Annotated in this window: 18 protein-coding genes and 1 tRNA gene; 6 read left to right on the forward strand and 13 right to left on the reverse strand. The window is 69.8% G+C overall.

Annotated elements, in window-relative coordinates:
• Window positions 1-211 precede the first annotated feature (211 nt).
• Entirely contained in the window at window positions 212-445 is a 234-nt protein-coding gene (locus TBIF_RS14020; protein ID WP_024795416.1) for a hexameric tyrosine-coordinated heme protein, read from the forward strand.
• Entirely contained in the window at window positions 438-920 is a 483-nt protein-coding gene (locus TBIF_RS14025; RefSeq protein ID WP_024795417.1) for a MarR family winged helix-turn-helix transcriptional regulator, read from the forward strand. The genes TBIF_RS14020 and TBIF_RS14025 overlap by 8 nt, the downstream gene beginning before the upstream one ends.
• Before the next feature lie 8 nt (window positions 921-928).
• Here the strand turns inward: TBIF_RS14025 and TBIF_RS14030 are convergent, their stop codons facing one another.
• Both TBIF_RS14030 and TBIF_RS14035 read right to left on the reverse strand, forming a co-directional pair.
• On the reverse strand, window positions 929-1,465 hold the full coding sequence (locus TBIF_RS14030; RefSeq protein ID WP_024795418.1) for a nuclear transport factor 2 family protein: 537 nt from the start codon (window positions 1,463-1,465) through the stop codon (window positions 929-931).
• A 10-nt stretch (window positions 1,466-1,475) separates the two neighbouring features.
• Window positions 1,476-3,047, reverse strand: coding sequence for an MFS transporter (locus TBIF_RS14035; protein ID WP_024795419.1), 1,572 nt, complete (start codon window positions 3,045-3,047; stop codon window positions 1,476-1,478).
• A gap of 113 nt (window positions 3,048-3,160) precedes the next feature.
• Between TBIF_RS14035 and TBIF_RS14040 the strand changes: the two genes are divergently transcribed.
• Window positions 3,161-3,778 (forward strand): TetR/AcrR family transcriptional regulator, encoded by a 618-nt coding sequence (locus TBIF_RS14040; RefSeq protein ID WP_024795420.1) that lies wholly within the window; start codon window positions 3,161-3,163, stop codon window positions 3,776-3,778.
• On the opposite strand, the gene TBIF_RS14045 is transcribed toward TBIF_RS14040, so the two are convergent.
• From TBIF_RS14045 to TBIF_RS14055, 3 genes are all read right to left on the reverse strand, one after another.
• The gene (locus TBIF_RS14045) at window positions 3,759-4,895 is read right to left on the reverse strand and encodes a zinc-binding dehydrogenase (protein ID WP_200182716.1); all 1,137 of its coding nucleotides are present in this window, start codon (window positions 4,893-4,895) and stop codon (window positions 3,759-3,761) included. The two genes, TBIF_RS14040 and TBIF_RS14045, sit on opposite strands and share 20 nt — an antisense overlap.
• Window positions 4,896-4,982: 87 nt before the next feature.
• Entirely contained in the window at window positions 4,983-6,692 is a 1,710-nt protein-coding gene (locus TBIF_RS14050; protein WP_024795422.1) for an AMP-binding protein, read from the reverse strand.
• Window positions 6,693-6,898: 206 nt separating this feature from the next.
• Window positions 6,899-6,983 (reverse strand) — tRNA-Leu (locus TBIF_RS14055).
• A gap of 64 nt (window positions 6,984-7,047) precedes the next feature.
• On the opposite strand from TBIF_RS14055, the gene TBIF_RS14060 reads away from it, so the two are divergent.
• Both TBIF_RS14060 and TBIF_RS14065 read left to right on the forward strand, forming a co-directional pair.
• Window positions 7,048-7,539 carry a hypothetical protein gene (locus TBIF_RS14060; protein ID WP_024795423.1) on the forward strand — a complete coding sequence of 164 codons (492 nt, stop codon included), beginning with the start codon at window positions 7,048-7,050 and terminating at the stop codon, window positions 7,537-7,539.
• Entirely contained in the window at window positions 7,536-7,928 is a 393-nt protein-coding gene (locus TBIF_RS14065; RefSeq protein WP_024795424.1) for a DUF3817 domain-containing protein, read from the forward strand. The genes TBIF_RS14060 and TBIF_RS14065 overlap by 4 nt, the downstream gene beginning before the upstream one ends.
• Before the next feature lie 114 nt (window positions 7,929-8,042).
• On the opposite strand, the gene TBIF_RS14070 is transcribed toward TBIF_RS14065, so the two are convergent.
• The 8 genes from TBIF_RS14070 to clpS form a co-directional block, all read right to left on the reverse strand.
• Complete coding sequence (locus TBIF_RS14070; RefSeq protein ID WP_024795425.1) at window positions 8,043-8,684, reverse strand: non-canonical purine NTP pyrophosphatase; 642 nt, start codon at window positions 8,682-8,684, stop codon at window positions 8,043-8,045.
• A complete protein-coding gene (gene rph, locus TBIF_RS14075; protein WP_024795426.1) occupies window positions 8,684-9,469 on the reverse strand; it encodes a ribonuclease PH in 786 nt (261 codons plus the stop codon). The genes TBIF_RS14070 and rph overlap by 1 nt, the downstream gene beginning before the upstream one ends.
• A gap of 144 nt (window positions 9,470-9,613) precedes the next feature.
• Window positions 9,614-10,414, reverse strand: a complete 801-nt coding sequence (locus TBIF_RS14080; protein WP_024795427.1) for a cyclic nucleotide-degrading phosphodiesterase — start codon at window positions 10,412-10,414, stop codon at window positions 9,614-9,616.
• A gap of 91 nt (window positions 10,415-10,505) precedes the next feature.
• On the reverse strand, window positions 10,506-11,321 hold the full coding sequence (gene murI / locus TBIF_RS14085) for a glutamate racemase (RefSeq protein ID WP_024795428.1): 816 nt from the start codon (window positions 11,319-11,321) through the stop codon (window positions 10,506-10,508).
• 14 nt (window positions 11,322-11,335) lie between these two features.
• Window positions 11,336-11,968, reverse strand: a complete 633-nt coding sequence (locus tag TBIF_RS14090) for a rhomboid family intramembrane serine protease (RefSeq protein WP_024795429.1) — start codon at window positions 11,966-11,968, stop codon at window positions 11,336-11,338.
• Complete coding sequence (locus tag TBIF_RS14095; protein WP_024795430.1) at window positions 11,965-13,065, reverse strand: P1 family peptidase; 1,101 nt, start codon at window positions 13,063-13,065, stop codon at window positions 11,965-11,967. Before TBIF_RS14095 ends, TBIF_RS14090 begins: the two co-directional genes overlap by 4 nt.
• Window positions 13,062-13,646, reverse strand: coding sequence for an oxidative stress transcriptional regulator AosR (gene aosR, locus TBIF_RS14100; protein ID WP_024795431.1), 585 nt, complete (start codon window positions 13,644-13,646; stop codon window positions 13,062-13,064). The genes TBIF_RS14095 and aosR overlap by 4 nt, the downstream gene beginning before the upstream one ends.
• Window positions 13,647-13,681: 35 nt before the next feature.
• Complete coding sequence (clpS, locus tag TBIF_RS14105) at window positions 13,682-13,978, reverse strand: ATP-dependent Clp protease adapter ClpS (protein WP_024795432.1); 297 nt, start codon at window positions 13,976-13,978, stop codon at window positions 13,682-13,684.
• A gap of 106 nt (window positions 13,979-14,084) precedes the next feature.
• On the opposite strand from clpS, the gene TBIF_RS14110 reads away from it, so the two are divergent.
• Window positions 14,085-15,377 carry a nicotinate phosphoribosyltransferase gene (locus tag TBIF_RS14110; RefSeq protein WP_024795433.1) on the forward strand — a complete coding sequence of 431 codons (1,293 nt, stop codon included), beginning with the start codon at window positions 14,085-14,087 and terminating at the stop codon, window positions 15,375-15,377.
• Window positions 15,378-15,379: the final 2 nt, after the last annotated feature.

Consider the following 15,379-nt stretch of genomic DNA (forward strand, 5'->3'; position numbering starts at 1 on the left):
GGTAGCAATCGGCTACCCGTGAGTAGAAATCGCCTGATATGCGCCGTTCCGCAATGTTGTGTTTTTCGTCACAAATTCCGGCCATCGGCGCGATCGATTGCCCGACGTCCGCCCAGGTCTAGGCCAGCCCACCTGGCCCCATTGACGCACTGCCCTCGGGCAGACATAATTTGCGCACTAAGTATTTCCGTCCGACTGCGGGGAGAGAACCATGGGCGACCTAATTCCGAACGACACACTGATCACCGCCACCCCCGAGGAGGGCCGCGCGCTCGCGATCAAGCTCGCCCGGCTGTCCATCAAGGCCACCCAGCCCGACGCCGAGATCCGCGCCCGGCTCCGCCCCGACTACGCGGAGAACGCGGACTCGCTGACCGCCGTGGCGCACGTGGTCGCCGTCGAGTTCTCGACGATCGCCGCCGCGAACAACTACTGGCGTGACTGAGTCACCGCCGCCCCTCTCGCTCAACCTGCATGAGCAGCCCTGCTTCGCGTTGTTCACCACCGCGAACGCGGTCACCCGGGCCTACCGGGAGCTCCTGGACCCGCTGGGGCTGACCTACACCCAGTACCTGGTGATGCTCTCGCTCTGGGAGCGCGACGGCGTGAGCCTGCATGCGCTGAGCGCCCACACGCTGTTGGACTCCCCCACCCTCACCCCCGTCGTCCGACGACTGCAGGCGAAGGGCCTCGTGTCCCGCGCCCGGGCCGGTGATGACGTGCGCCGCCTCGTCATCACCGTGACCCCGGCCGCCCTCGAGTTGCGCGAGCGCGCCCGGCCGATCCCCGATGCGATGCTGTGCCGCGTGGGGCTCTCCGCCGACGATGAGCGCACCCTTGGCCGACTGCTCGCCGAGATGCGGGCGGCATTGGCCCCGGCTGCCCATATCCCGCCAGACCAACAGCGGGCATCGACGTAGGCCGATCTCTATGGCAACGCGAACAGTCTCCGCCGCAGCGCGTAGACCGCGTCGTCGCGATCGCGCGTCCCCGACGGGCCTGGCAGCCCCTGCCCAGCGGTCGGCGCGGCGTCCACCCGGTGCCACTCCCGGATGGCGAACCGCTCGACGATCCCCCAGCGTCCGCCCCGGCGTTCCAGGTGGTCGACGTACCGCACGCCCGTCGTGAAGTTCGCCCGCTCGGCGCCACGGCCCAGTTGCGCGTCGGGCATGGTCCAATGTCGGGCGGTGACATACGTCTCGGCAACGGCCGTGTCCCCCACCACCTCCGCCAGGTGGTTGTGCACCTCGTGCCGCGTACCGCCCAGCGTGCGCAATAGCGGCTCCACCCAGGCCACGAAATCCTCCACGGGGCCGTCGAATCCGGTGTGGTGGTCGATGCCGCCAGGGTGGTAGGCGCCGCGCACCAGATCCATGTCGAGGCGGTCGACGCCGCGGCAGTACCGCAGCACCACCTCCCCGATCTCCTGCTTCGCTAGCAATCCGCTCAACGCCGTCTCGTCCATCCCCGCATTATCACCGGAGGCCGGACAGGAGGTCCGATGCCGTCTCAACCAGTGCCGGAGCGCCCGTGTCCGCCGCGACCCGACGCCGGCCCGGCGCCCACAACAGCAGGAGCACCGCAGCCGCGCCCGTGATCATCGCCAACACCAGGCTCGCCTGCTCCGCGCCGTCGAGGAACGCCGTTTTCGCGGCGTCGACCAGTGGGTCCGCCAGCGGCCCCGCCTGCCGCCCGACCTCTAGGGCCCCTGCCAGGGAGTCGCCCGCCGGCCCCCGCGCGGCCTCGGGCAGTTGCGGCAGCACCGGGTCCATGCCACGCGCGTAGCCGGCGGCCAGCAGGCTGCCGGCGACGGCGATGCCGAGGGCCGCGCCGATCTCCCGCGTCGCGTCGTTGACCGCGGCGGCGACCCCTTGCTTGTCGGCCGGCGTGCCGTTGACAATGGCGACCGTCGCCGGGGAGGCGCACAGCCCCAACCCGCTGCTCATGACGAGGAGGGGCCAGAGCAGGTCGGAGTAGCCGGAGCCAACGTGCAACTCCCGCAGGAAGTAGAAGCCGGCGGCCATCGCCAACAGGCCCGTCACGGTGATCGCCTTGAGGCCGACCTTGCCTGCGATCCACGGCGCGATCAGGGCGAACACCATCAGCGGGACCATCATCGGCGCCGTTGCCACGGAGGCGCGCAGGGGACTGTAGTCGAGCACCAATTGCAGGTACTGAATGATGATGAGGAAGATGCCGAAGGTGACCATGAACTGGATGGTCAAGGACACGGAGCCGCTGGCGAAGCCCCGATCCTTGAACAGCCGCACGTCCAACAGCGGATGCGTGGACCGCAGCTCCCACAGGGTGAACCCGATCAAGGCCAGCACCGCCACCGCTCCGGCGCCCAGCACCAGGGGCTCTGTCCAGCCGCGGATGGGCCCCTCGAGGATCGCCAGCACGCCGAGGCCGATGCCCACCGCCACCGCGACCGAGCCCACCGGGTCCATGCGGGGCGGCTGCTCGGCGCGGTACTCCGGCAGCGTCACCGCGCAGGCCAGGAGCGCCGCGCCCACCACTGTGAGCCCGATGAAGATCGACTCCCACGACCACCAGAGCAGGAGCAGCCCGGAGCCGAGGACCCCCACCATCGCGCCTGCGCCGGCGACTCCGGCCCACAGCCCCACCGCCCGACCGCGTTGTCCGGCGGGCAGGCCTGACGTGAGCAGCGAGAGGGTGGACGGCATCACGAACGCGGCGCCAACCCCGGCCACGACGCGTGCCGCGATGATCCAGTTGGGCGTGCCGAGCAGCAGCGGCAACCCGGAGCCCACCGTGAAGATCGCCAGCCCCACTACCAGCACGGCACGCCGGCCGTAACGATCGCCGAGGGATCCCGCCGGCAGCACCAGGCAGGCCAGCGCCAGGGTGTAGCCGTCGACTAGCCAGGTCATCTGGGATTGCGTCGCGTCGGTGTCGATCGCGATGTCCGGCAGCGCGGTGTAGAGGGCGGCCATCGACGCGATGACGAGCACCACCGCCAGGCAGGACACCCCTAGCATCCACAGTTGCGGCCGGGTCAACTTGCCGTGCTCGACCATCGTCATCGCCCGTCATCGAAGGTGTGCCGCCGCCATCTTTCGATACCGACGGTAGCGTTTCGCTACAGTTTGTAGCACAAGCGCCACCCTGTCTAGCCCATCGTGCAGAATGGAACTCGATGAACTCGATGAACTCGCCTGAGATCGACCCGCGACGTGTCCGCTCCCGTTCGAGGCTGCTGGACGCGGCGGCCTCGCTGCTGTCCGCGGGCGGCGTCGAGGCCGTGACCATCGAGGCTGTCACCCGGGCCTCCAAAGTCGCCCGGACCACGCTCTACCGGCATTTCCCGGATAACACCCAGCTGATCACGGCGGCGTTCGAACGGCTGGTGCCGAAGATCGACGGGCCGCTCACCGAAGGCACCGTGCGCGAGCGGTTCATCCAGCTCATCGACCACATGGCCGCCTCGGTGGAGGACGCGCCCCTGCAGCTGACCACGCTCGGCTGGCTGGCTCTCGGCTCCACCCGGCCCGGGGAGCCAGGACCCGCCGACGCGACACATTCCCTACGCACGCGCGTGATCAACCAGTACCGCGAGCCCGCGGACGCGCTGTTCAACGACCCCGCAGTGCGGGCCGAGTTGGGCGATTTCGACAACAACCTCGCCATCGCCCAACTGGCGGGGCCGATCGTGTTCGCGCGGCTGGCCGTGCTGCCGGCCATCACGCAAGCGCAGCGCCATCAGATTGTCGACGACTTCCTCGCCGCCCGCAGCGCTAGGCCCGCTGCGGATTGACCAGGAACTTCTCGCCGGTGGCGCGCTTGTTGTAGACGGCGGCCACCGCGGGGTCCAGCAGCTCGGCCAACGACACCTCACGGGCATGGCCACTCACGAACGTCGTCGTCAGCTCCGCCGCAATCCGCCGCTGCAGCACGCCCGCCGCGTCGGCCCCGATCTTGCCCAGGAACGGCATCAACAGCCAGCCTCCGATCCCCCAGGCCATGCCGAAGTCGCGGTGGAGCACCGTCGGCGACCTGTCCAGCCCGCCGTACAGGTACACCTGCTTGTGAGTCGCGGACCCATACGTGCTGTACGCGTCCGCGCCCGCGCTCAGTGCCCGCTCCATGGCGCTGAGAATGTCCCCAGCCAAGGTCCCACCGCCGGTCGCGTCGAACGCGATCGTCGCCCCTGTCGCCGCGACCGCCTCGTCGAGGTCTTGGCGGAACGTCTCCGACGTGGAGTTCACGACGTGCACCGCGCCCTGCTCCCGCAGCAGCACCTCTTGCTCCGGCCTGCGCACCACGTTGACCAGGCCGACGCCGTCCTTGCGGCAGACCCGGTTCAGCATCTGGCCCAGATTCGACGCCGCGGCCGTGTGCACCAGCGCGGAATGCCCCTCTCGCCGCATCGTCTCGACCATCCCCAGCGCGGTCATCGGGTTGACCAGAGCCGACGCGCCCTCCTGGGGCGTTGTGCCAGCGGCCAGCTCCAGACACATCGCCGCCGGCACGCACCGGAGCTGCGAGTACATCCCGCCGCCGAGCAGCGCGACGGTCTTACCCAACAGCGCCTGCGCCGCATCGGACGTGCCGGCCTCCACGACCACGCCGGCGCCCTCGTTGCCCACCGGCATCGGCACGCCCACCCGGGCCGCCAGCGCACCCCGCGCCGCAGCCGGGATCGTGGCGGTGAGCACGGGCCGCTCGGCCGTGCCGGACACTCGCGCGGTGGACAGGTCCGCGGGGCCGAGGAGCAGTCCCAGGTCCGACGGGTTCAGCGGCGCGGCCTCGACGCGCACCACCACCTCGTCGGGACCGGGACCCGAAACCTCGACGTCCGCGAGGGACAGCTCTAGCTCCCCCTGCGCCGTGACGAGCGAGCGCAGCTGCAGGCCTGTGCGAATCGTTCCCATGTGACGTTCTCCCTGGTCGGCATGACGGTGACGGGTGGCCGTGGGGCCGCCCAGCCCCACCCTAAGCCGCGGCCAGGTCCAGCCTGGTCAGCTCGTCGCGGCCGCCCGCAGCTCCGGGAACTGGTCGTCCCGGTACTCGGTCGCGATGCGGCCCTCGGCGCTGTTCTCGCGGCCGCGCAGCTCCACCCGTCGGATCTTGCCGGAGATCGTCTTCGGCAGGTCGAAGAACTCGATCCGCCGCACTCGCAGGTACGGCGCGAGGTTATCGCGCGCGTGCTTCAGAATCTCGAACGCGGTCTGCTCGTTCTGCGCCCAACCCGCCGCGACCACAATGTAGGCCTTCGGCACCGCCAGCCTCGTCTCGTCCGGGGCCGGCACCACCGCAGCCTCTGCCACGGCGGGATGCTGCAACAAGACGCTTTCCAGCTCGAACGGGGAGATCTTGTAATCGGACGCCTTGAACACATCATCCGTCCGGCCGATATAGGTGATGTAGCCATCGCCGTCCCGGCTCGCGACGTCGCCCGTGTGGTAGTAGCCGCCCGCCATGACGTCGGCCGTCTTGCTCTCGTCGTGGACGTAGCCGGTCATCAGGTTGAATGGGGACTGGGCCAGGTCCAGGCAGATCTCGCCCTCGTCGGCCAGCTCCCCGGTCGCCGGATCCACGATCACCACGGGCACGCCGGGCAGGGGCCGGCCCATGGAGCCGGACTTGAGCTCCGCGCCGGGGGTGTTGCCCACCAACGCGGTGGTCTCCGTCTGCCCGAAACCGTCCCGGATCGTCAGGCCCCACTCCCGCTGGACGTGCTCGATCACCTCGGGGTTCAGCGGCTCGCCGGCGCCGATGGCCTCGCGCAGCTTGCCCGCGCCGCCTGCCAGATCGGCCTGGATGAGCATGCGCCACACGGTCGGCGGGGCGCAGAACGTCGTCACCTCCGCCCGGCGGATCTCCCGCATCAGCGCGGCGGCGTCGAAGCGCGAGTAGTTGTAGATGAAGATCGTCGCCTCGGCGATCCACGGTGCGAAGAAACAGCTCCACGCGTGCTTCGCCCAGCCCGGAGAGCTGATGTTCAGATGCACGTCGCCGGGGCGTAGACCGAGGAAGAACATCGTCGACAGGTGGCCCACCGGATAGGACACCTGTGTGTGCTCCACCAGCTTCGGCTGGCTCGTGGTCCCCGAGGTGAAGTAGTACAGCAGCGGGTCGCCAGGTTTCGTCCGCGACTCGAAGGGCGCCGCGTCGGGCACGTCATACGCCGCCCCGTAGTCCAGCCAACCCTCGCTCGCGCCGTTGACCGCGACTCGCACATAGCCGCCGCCGACATCCGCGAATTTAGCCGCGTCCTCCGCGTTGACAATGACCGCACGCGCATTGCCGCGGGACACCCGATCCCGGAGGCCGTCGGGGTCGATCGCGGTGGTCGTGGGCATCACCACGGCCCCGATCTTCATCAGCGCCAACATGGACTCCCACAGCTCCACCTGGTTGTCGAGCATCAGCATCACGGCGTCCCCGCGCCCGACGCCCACGCTCTCCAGCCACCGTGCGACCTGATCCGACCGCCCGGCCATCTCATCGAAGCTGTATTTGACCTCCCGGCCGTCCTCCTCGACGATCCACAGCGCGGTCTCGGGGTTGCCGCGGGCGATCTGGTCGAACCAGTCGACCGCCCAATTGAAGTTGCCGTCGAACTGCGGCCAGGAGAACGCGTCGACAGCGCCGTCGTAGTCCCCGTGATTCGCGAGCAGGACGTCACGCATAACCCGAAACTCTGTGTGCGCTGCTGTGCTCGCCATGTTCTCACTCCTGGTTGTCGTGCGATTCGAGGACGGCGGCAGCGCCCGCCCACATGGGCCACCGCCTTCACGTAAGTGTGCCCGATCACAGTCGCCGACACCTGGCCGGATCCATCACAGACCCGGGGAGCAGCCGTGAAAACCTCGTGCGAAACGACGGCAGGCCCGGCTCTCGATGTCCGAGAGCCGGGCCTGCTGTCGTGCTGTGGTGCGCGAGGGGGGACTTGAACCCCCACGTCCGAAGACACTGGCTCCTAAGGCCAGCGCGTCTGCCAATTCCGCCACTCGCGCGTGCGTGAGCTAGCTTACTGCAGGCTCGGGCGGGTCCACCGCGCAGGTCAGGTACCTTTGACTCGTGGCAAAAACTCAGCAGCAGCATCGAATCGGCCTGATCATTTTTGTGGTCGCCGCCGCGGCGACGTGCCTGCTGCTCGGCTACTGGCAGCTCTCGCGGTTCGAGTCCGCGACCGGCACGGCCCAGAACCTCGGCTACGCGTTCCAGTGGCCGGCGTTCGCCGCCTTCTTCATCTACGCCTACCGCCGCTTTATCCGCCTCGAGGCCGACGTCGACGCGGAGCAGGACTCCAGCGATGAGGACGACGCGGACGCAGACGATCTCGCCGTGAGCCCCTCGAAGCCCAAGAAGAAGGTCTGGGTCCGGGACAAGTCCGAGATGACCGAGATCCCCGAGTACCTGCTGCCGAAGCGCGCGTCAGCGGCCGCGGCCTCGCGGTCAGCCGCCGCGGACGTGCCCGGAGAAGCGGACCGCGCCGGCCGGTCTCTTAGCGAATACAACGACTACCTCGCGCAACTCAGAGAGCGCGACACGGAAGGGCAACGTCGATGACCGACGCCATCAGCGCGAAGAAGACCAGCGCCAAGAAGCAGTCCGCCAGCCAGGCCACCGCGGCTAAGATCCCTGGCGCGCTCGCCCGGTTCCGGGTCCTGGCCTGGATCACCGGCCTGTGGCTGCTGTTCCTCACCGGCGAGATGATCTTCAAGTACTTCATCCTGGCGGACAAGGCCGACGCCCCCGGCTGGTTCTTCTACGTCGCCCAGGTGCACGGGCTGTTCTACATGCTCTACCTGGCGTTCACTATCGACCTGGCCATCAAGGCCCGATGGAAGGCCAGCACCACCATCTGGACCGCGCTGGCCGGGACCGTGCCGTTCCTCTCGTTCGTCTTCGAGCACATCCGCACCAAGCAGGTCAAGGCGCAGTTCGGCCTGGCCTGACAGCCCGTCTATTTCACGTTCGCCGCAGTTACGCAGGTTCCCCGCGCTTGCAATCGCGGTGCGGCTGCGTAACCGCGGCGACTTTGCGGTAACGACAACCGCGGCGAACTCCGGCTAGCTCTCGGCGAGCGTTCGCAGCATCGGCACCAGCTGCTCCAGCGCCCGTGCCCGATGCGAGCTCGCGTCCTTCTCGACCGCGGTCAGCTCGGCGGCGGTGCGATCGGTGCCCTCGGGGAGGAAGACCGGGTCGTAGCCGAATCCGTTGGCCCCGCGGGGCTCGCGGGCGATCGAGCCCCGCCACTCCCCGCGCACCACAGTCTCGTTGACCTGTGGCCCGTCCTCGTCCGCCAACAGCTCGCGAGTGGGCACCACAAGGGCGCACACGGACACGAAGGCGGCCCCGCGGCGCTCATCGGGCACGTCGGCCAGCTGGCCTAGCAGCAGCGCGGTGTTGGCCGCGTCATCGCCGTGGCCCCCGCTCCACCGGGCGGAGAGGACCCCGGGCATGCCGGACAACGCGTCGACGGCAAGACCGGAGTCGTCGGCGATGCAGGGCAGGCCCGTCGCCATGGCCCCGTCATACGCCTTGACCAGAGCGTTCTCCTCGAACATCGCCCCGGTCTCGGGAGTCTCCGGGAACGACGGCACCTCGTCGAGGCCCACGACCTCCAGGCCCACGATTCCGGCGGCCTCGACCACGCGGCGCAGCTCGGCGAGCTTCTTGGCGTTGCGGCTGGCCACGAGAAGGCGCCGCATCAGCTGCCGAAGCCCTTCTTCTTGGCGGCCTTCTTCGGCTCCGGCAGCACGCCCGGGTACGGCAGTGCCAAGGCCTCGTGCTGGAGCTTGAACAGCTCCTCGCAGCCCTCCTGCGCGATGTCGAGCATGGTGTTGAGCGTCGAGCGCGCGAACGTGGCGCCCTCGCCCGTGCCCTGCACCTCCACGAGGGTGCCGGTGTCGGTGGTGACGACGTTCATGTCCACCTCCGCGCGGGAGTCCTCCTCGTAGGGCAGGTCCAGGCGCACCTTGCCGTCGACCACGCCGACGCTGACCGCGGCGATCATGCAGGAGAGCGGCTGCGGGTCGGTCAGGCGGCCGGCGGCCTCCAGGTAGGTGATGGCGTCGCACAGGGCCACATACGCGCCGGTGATCGCGGCGGTGCGGGTGCCGCCGTCGGCCTGCAGCACGTCGCAGTCCAGGGCGATGGTGTTCTCCCCGATCGCGGACAGGTCGATGCAGGCGCGCAGCGCACGGCCGACGAGACGGCTGATCTCCTGGGTGCGCCCGCCGACCTTGCCGCGCACGGACTCGCGGGAGTTGCGGGTGTGGGTGGCCGCGGGGAGCATCGCGTACTCGGCGGTGAGCCAGCCCTTGCCGGAGCCGCGACGCCAGCGGGGCACGCCCTCCTCGACGCTGGCGGTGCACATCACGCGGGTGTTGCCGAACTCGACCAGCACGGAGCCGGCCGGGTTCTCGGTGAAGCCGCGGGTGATCTTGATGTTGCGAAGTTCGTTGTCAGCTCTGCCATCTACACGTGTGGTCACGAGCCAAAGCCTAGGAGCGCAGCCACCGATTGTCGATTCTCCCGCGCGGATGTCGGCCCCGCTCGCTCGAACGTGAAGATATTCCGCACCGCTCTCGCGGAACGCCGGATCTTCTTCACGTTGGGCGAGCCGAAGCGTCCGGGGCTAGCTGCGGGTCGCCACGTTCTCTCCGACATGGCTCGGCACGATGTCGAAGGACTCATCCGCGGAGACGGCGTGCACGGGGCCGGAGAACGCGGCGCGCGCCTCGGCGAGCACCGCCTCACGGCTGGTCCACGGCGGGATGTGGGTGAGCAGCAGTCGCTTGACCCCCGCGCGCTCCGCGATCTCGCCTGCCTCGCGGCCCGACAGGTGCAGCCCGGGCGGGTTGTTCTCGGGATCGTGCTCCCAGGACGCCTCGCAGAGAAACACGTCGGCCCCTTGAGCCAACTCAACGATGTCCTCGCAGATCGCGGTGTCGCCGCTGTAGACCAGGATCGCGCCGTCCGGGGCGGTCACGCGCAGGCCGAAGGACTCCGGCGGGTGGCACACCCCCATCGGAGTGACGGTGAGGTCGCCGATCTGCACCGGCGTGGCCTCGACCCAGGTGCGCAGGTCGATGGTGTCGGAGATGTCGTCGATGTTGCCGGGGGTCTCCGCGGAGGCCGCGCCGATTCGGTGGGCGGTGCCGACGGGTCCGTACATCAGCCCCCGCTCCCCCACCGGCCCCGGCGCGTAGCGGCGCCAGACGAGCAGGCCGGGCACATCCAGGCAGTGGTCCGCGTGCAGGTGCGAGAGCAGCACCACCGCGGATCTCGGATCCACATGCCGCTGCAGCGCGCCAAGCACGCCGCCGCCGAAGTCGATCACCACTGGCGGAGAGCCTTCGGATCGCAAAAGGTAGCCGGACGCCGGTGAGTCCGGCCCGGTGACGCTGCCGGAGCACCCCAAAACTGTCAATCGCACGGCGGCCATCGTCCCATGCCCTCCTGCCACACGGTGAAACCTTTCGGCAAATGACACTTCAGATCACAATGCCACTTTAGTGTGTTTGAGGTTACACATGTGACACCGATGTGAGCGCGGGACCGAGAAAGCGCCCGGCAAGTCGCGAGAACTGTTCGGGGTCCCCGGTGGCCATGAAGCGCCGGACCGGCTCGCTGCCGCCATGCGGGCGCAGCGCGTCGAGCTCGGTCAGCACGCGCAGCACGTCCTTCGCCGTCTCCTCCGCGCTGGAGACGAGCGTGACCGAGTCCCCCATCGCGAGCTGGATGACCCCCGACAGCAGCGGGTAGTGCGTGCAGCCGAGGACCAGCGTGTCCACCTGCGCCTCCTGCAGCGGCGCGAGGTAGCCCTCGGCGAGGCCTAGCACCTGCCTGCCGCTGGTGATGCCACGCTCGACGAAGTCCACGAAGCGGGGACAGGCGACGGAGGTGATGACCGCGTCGCGCGCGGCGATGAAGCTGTCCTCGTAGGCGCGGGAGGAGATGGTGGCCGCGGTGCCGATCACACCGATGCGGCCCGAGCGGGTGGTCGCGACGGCGCGGCGCACAGCCGGCAGCACCACCTCCACGACAGGCACCGGGTAACGCTCGCGGGCATCGCGCAGGCACGCGGCCGACGCGGTGTTGCAGGCGATGACGAGGGCCTTGACACCGCGGTCCACCAGGTCGTCGGCGACCGCGAGGGCATGCCGGCGCACCTCCGGGATGGTGAGTGGGCCGTAGGGCCCGTTCGCGGTGTCGCCCACGTAGAGGATGTTCTCGTCTGGCAGCTGGTCGATCACGGCGCGCGCGACGGTCAACCCGCCCACGCCGGAGTCGAAGATGCCGATGGGGCCGTCGGGGTCCAGCTCGGAGATCGGTACAGGCACTCCCCGATCATGCACTAGAGGCCAGGCGCCGCGGCCGCCGCAGACCTCTGGACCCGGTCCCCGCGCCCCAGCAGCCAGGCGGCGAGCACCCCGCCGATCGCGCCGAACAGATGCCCCTGCCACGAGACGCCCTCTTGTCCGGGGAACAGGCCCCACAGCAGCGAGCCGTAGAGCACCAGCATCACGACGCCGACCAGGATGTCCAGCCACTGCCGGGTGAATAGCCCGCGCAGCAGCAGGTAGGCCAACCAGCCGAAGACCAGGCCCGACGCGCCGAGGGTGATAGAGCCCGCCGGCGCGATCAGCCACACGCCGACGCCGCCGACGAGCCACACGATGGCCGTCGCCAACACCGCCCGGCGAACCCCCGAGAGCAGCAGCACATAGCCCAGGACCAGCAGTGGGATGGTGTTCGCCAGCAGGTGGGACCAACCGAAGTGCAGCAGCGGCGAGAACGCCACGCCCCACAGCCCGTCGAGCGAGCGCGGCTCGATGCCGAGGCCGTCGAGCCGGTTGCTGGCGATGGTGTCGATCAACTCCAGCACATACAGCGCCGCGACGAACCCGAGGATGATGATGCCGCACACCTGCCAGTGCGCCCGGTCCTCTGCCTTGGTCCCGCCCGTGCCGATCGGATCAACCGTCAACTGTCCGCTCCCCGTCTGTTGGTAATCATGTCTCGGTAGGCCGGGATCCCCGCCACCGTGGTCGCCGCGAGCACCGCGTGCACGATGGCGCGCTCGAAGCAGTCGGCGGCCGGGCCGCACAGCGCCGCCAGCAGGGGCAGTTCGGCGGGCAGGGCCCCGGGCACGCCGTCGGGCCGGGCAACGCTGCCGGTGCCCGTGGCGAGCGCGAAGATCGTGTCCCCGTCCAGGGGCGAGTGCGCGGGCCGGATGGCGCGGGCGAGGCCGTCGTGCGCGGCGACCGCCAGGCGGCGGCAGGCGGCGCGGCTCAGGCTCGCGTCGGTGGCGATGACGCCGATCGTGGTGTTGAGGACGGTGCCCTTCGCCGCGAGGTCCGCGAGTGCGGCGATCTCGTCCAGGGTGGGGGTGGGCAGGTCGAACTCGTCTGGCAGCCCCAAGCCCCACGGAAGTCCGGTGCGCGGGTCGAGCACGGAGCCGACGGGGTTCGCGACGACCACCGCGCCGATCGTGTGGCCCGCGGCCGGGCCGGACTCGATCACGAGGCTCGCGGTGCCGACGCCGCCCTTGAGCGCGCCCGCCCGCGCGCCGACGCCCGCGCCCACGGAGCCCACTGCGAAGTCCTGGCCGGCGGCTGCCGCGGCGCGGTAGCCGAACTCGGCGTCGGGCCGCTGGGTCCAGCCGCCGACCGGCAGGTCGAAGATCACCGCGCCGGGCACGATGGGCACCACCATGCCGGGGCCGCCCATGGGGATGCCCTCGCCGTTCTCCTCGAGCCAGCGCATCACGCCATCGGCGGCCGCCAGTCCGTAGGCGCTGCCGCCGGCGAGCAGGATCGCGTCGGCCTTCTGCACGGTGTGCGAGGGGTCGAGGAGGTCAGTCTCCCGGGTGCCGGGGCCGCCGCCGCGCACGTCCACCGCGGCCGTCGCCCCGCCCGGCGCGCGCACGACGGTGCAGCCGGTCGCCCAGCCGCTGCCCGCCGTCTCGCCCGAGCCCAGGGTCGCGTCCGCGTCGCGCCGATGATGGTGGCCGACGAGGATCCCCGGCACATCGGTGATCGCGTTGCGCGGCCCGGGCTCCGGTCTAGATCGGGGCCCGCTCACCGCATCATCACCTGCACCAGGCTGTCCTGCAACCAGGTGAGCCAGTGGTAGACGTCCATGTCGGCCGCGCGGGGATCGCCCTCCGGCAGCTCGTCAGGGGTGTCCACGTCGATCTTCAACGCCGAGCCCAGGGCCAGCCGCACGTCGTTGACCGCCGTCAGCCAGCAGTCCGCCTCCTCGATGGACAGCGTCACGCGCCCGCCCTCGGGGGGCAGCGTGCGCAGCAGCTCCTTGGCGACCTGGCGCTTGGCGTCGATAATGTCGAGCTCGTGGAGCCCGCGCAACGCGCCGTTGATGTCGACGTTCTCGTCTGAGCGGGCGCTGCTGGAGTCGGGGTCCTTGTCCGGCCGGTGGAAGTCCGGCAGGAGCCGCTTGAGGATCGGGTCCGTGGGCGCCTGGTTGTTGCCCGAGCGCAGCCCGGTCAGCGCCGCTAAGTCATCCTGCGGCGCGTCGGCGTCGCGGGCGTCGAGCATCGCCAACACGGATGCGACGAGGGAGCGCAGCACCGCCGCCTCATGGACGTCGAGCTCGGAGCGGAACTTGACCCCGCCCAGCGAGTGTTTCCTAGTCCAGGGGCGCACTGTGTATCCCGGCTCCTTCTATAGCGGTGGGTGGATTATTCGCCGCGCTGCATAGTGGCCCAGAGGCCCGCGGCGTGGAGGCGTTTGACGTCGCTCTCCATCTTGTCCCGCGAGCCAGAGCTGACAACCGCCTGGCCCTCGTTGTGGACTCGCAGCATCAGCTCGTTCGCCTTCGCCTTGCTGTAGCCGAACAGCTTCTGGAACACGAACGCGACATAGTGCATGAGATTGACCGGATCATCCCAGACGATGGTGACCCAGGGTTTGTCGATCGACTCGAGCTCGTCGAGCTTCTCATCGACCTGGGGGACCGCGACGGGGGCGCTCGGCATAGGTGCAGCCATAGCCCAAGACTACGACCCTCCGGAAAGTAATTCCTTCCAGATCCCGAACCTCCCTCGGGTGCAACGCTTACGGTGTGTAGTTGTGAGCCGATCAATGAGCACTGCGCTGATGACCGACATGTATGAGCTGACGATGCTGCGCGCCGCGCTGGCCAGCGGGTCCGCCGACCGCCACTGCGGGTTCGAGGCCTTCGCCCGCCGCCTGCCGGACGGGCGCCGCTACGGGCTGGTCGCCGGCACCGGGCGGGTGCTCGACGCGGTCCGCGCGTTCCGCTTCGGCGACGAGGAGCTCTCGACCGTCGCCGACTTCCTCGACGCCCCCACCCTCGACTGGCTGGCCGACTTCCGCTTCCGCGGCGACATCGACGGCTACCTCGAGGGCGACCTGTACTTCCCCGGCTCGCCGATCCTGTCGGTGCGCGGCACCTTCGCCGAGTGCGTGGTGCTCGAGACGCTGATCCTGTCGATCCTCAACCACGACAGCGCGATCGCGTCCGCCGCCGCCCGCATGGCCAGTGTCAAGGCCGGGCGCACCATGATCGAGATGGGCTCGCGACGCACGCACGAGGAGGCCGCCGTCGCCGCGTCGCGGGCCGCCTACCTCGCCGGGTTCGACGCCACCTCCAACCTGGAGGCCGTCCGCCGCCACGGAGTGCCCGGCACCGGGACCAGCGCGCACTCCTTCACCCTGCTGCACACCACGCCCGACGGGCCCGACGAGATGGCGGCCTTCCGCGCGCAGGTCGACGCGCTGGGCGTCGGCACCACCCTGCTGGTGGACACCTACGACATCGCCGAGGGCGTCCGCAACGCCATCGCCGTGGCCGGGCCGGAGCTGGGCGCGGTCCGCATCGACTCCGGCGACCTCGGCGTGATGGCCCGCCAGGTGCGCGCGCAGCTCGACTCGCTGGGCGCGCCCAAGACCAAGATCGTCGTCTCTGGGGACCTCGACGAGTACGCGATCGCCGCGCTGCGCGCCGAGCCCGTCGACGCGTATGGCGTCGGCACCTCCCTGGTCACCGGCTCAGGCGCGCCCACCGCGGGCATGGTCTACAAGCTGGTGGAGGTCGATGGCATCCCCGTCGCCAAGCGCAGCAGCCACAAGACCTCCCGCGGCGGCATCAAGCGGGCGGTGCGCACGGCCCGGCCCACCGGAACCTTCGTCGAGGAGATCATCTACCTGGAGGAGGCGGGCGAGCCCGCGATCCCCCATGGCCTGACCGCTCGCCAACTGGTGTACCCACTGGTGCGCGGCGGCGAGACCGTGTCCGGGCTGGCAGGATTGGACGGGGCACGCCGATTGGCGGCCGAGTCCCTGGGGTGCCTGCCCTGGGAGGGGCTGAGCCTGACCCGCGGCGAGCCCGCGGTGCCCACCCGGTTCGTCTAGTC

The organism is Tomitella biformata AHU 1821 (assembly GCF_000524475.1).
In the GTDB taxonomy this organism is placed as follows: Bacteria; Actinomycetota; Actinomycetes; order Mycobacteriales; family Mycobacteriaceae; genus Tomitella; species Tomitella biformata.

Coding starts and splice junctions, on each gene's coding strand:
- TBIF_RS14020 (WP_024795416.1), top strand. CDS start 212: ATGGGCGACCTAATTCCGAACGACACACTGATCACCGCCACCCCCGAG.
- TBIF_RS14030 (WP_024795418.1), bottom strand. CDS start 1,465: ATGGACGAGACGGCGTTGAGCGGATTGCTAGCGAAGCAGGAGATCGGG.
- TBIF_RS14035 (WP_024795419.1), bottom strand. CDS start 3,047: ATGACGATGGTCGAGCACGGCAAGTTGACCCGGCCGCAACTGTGGATG.
- TBIF_RS14040 (WP_024795420.1), top strand. CDS start 3,161: ATGAACTCGATGAACTCGCCTGAGATCGACCCGCGACGTGTCCGCTCC.
- TBIF_RS14045 (WP_200182716.1), bottom strand. CDS start 4,895: ATGGGAACGATTCGCACAGGCCTGCAGCTGCGCTCGCTCGTCACGGCG.
- TBIF_RS14050 (WP_024795422.1), bottom strand. CDS start 6,692: ATGGCGAGCACAGCAGCGCACACAGAGTTTCGGGTTATGCGTGACGTC.
- TBIF_RS14065 (WP_024795424.1), top strand. CDS start 7,536: ATGACCGACGCCATCAGCGCGAAGAAGACCAGCGCCAAGAAGCAGTCC.
- TBIF_RS14070 (WP_024795425.1), bottom strand. CDS start 8,684: ATGCGGCGCCTTCTCGTGGCCAGCCGCAACGCCAAGAAGCTCGCCGAG.
- clpS (WP_024795432.1), bottom strand. CDS start 13,978: ATGCCGAGCGCCCCCGTCGCGGTCCCCCAGGTCGATGAGAAGCTCGAC.
- TBIF_RS14110 (WP_024795433.1), top strand. CDS start 14,085: ATGAGCACTGCGCTGATGACCGACATGTATGAGCTGACGATGCTGCGC.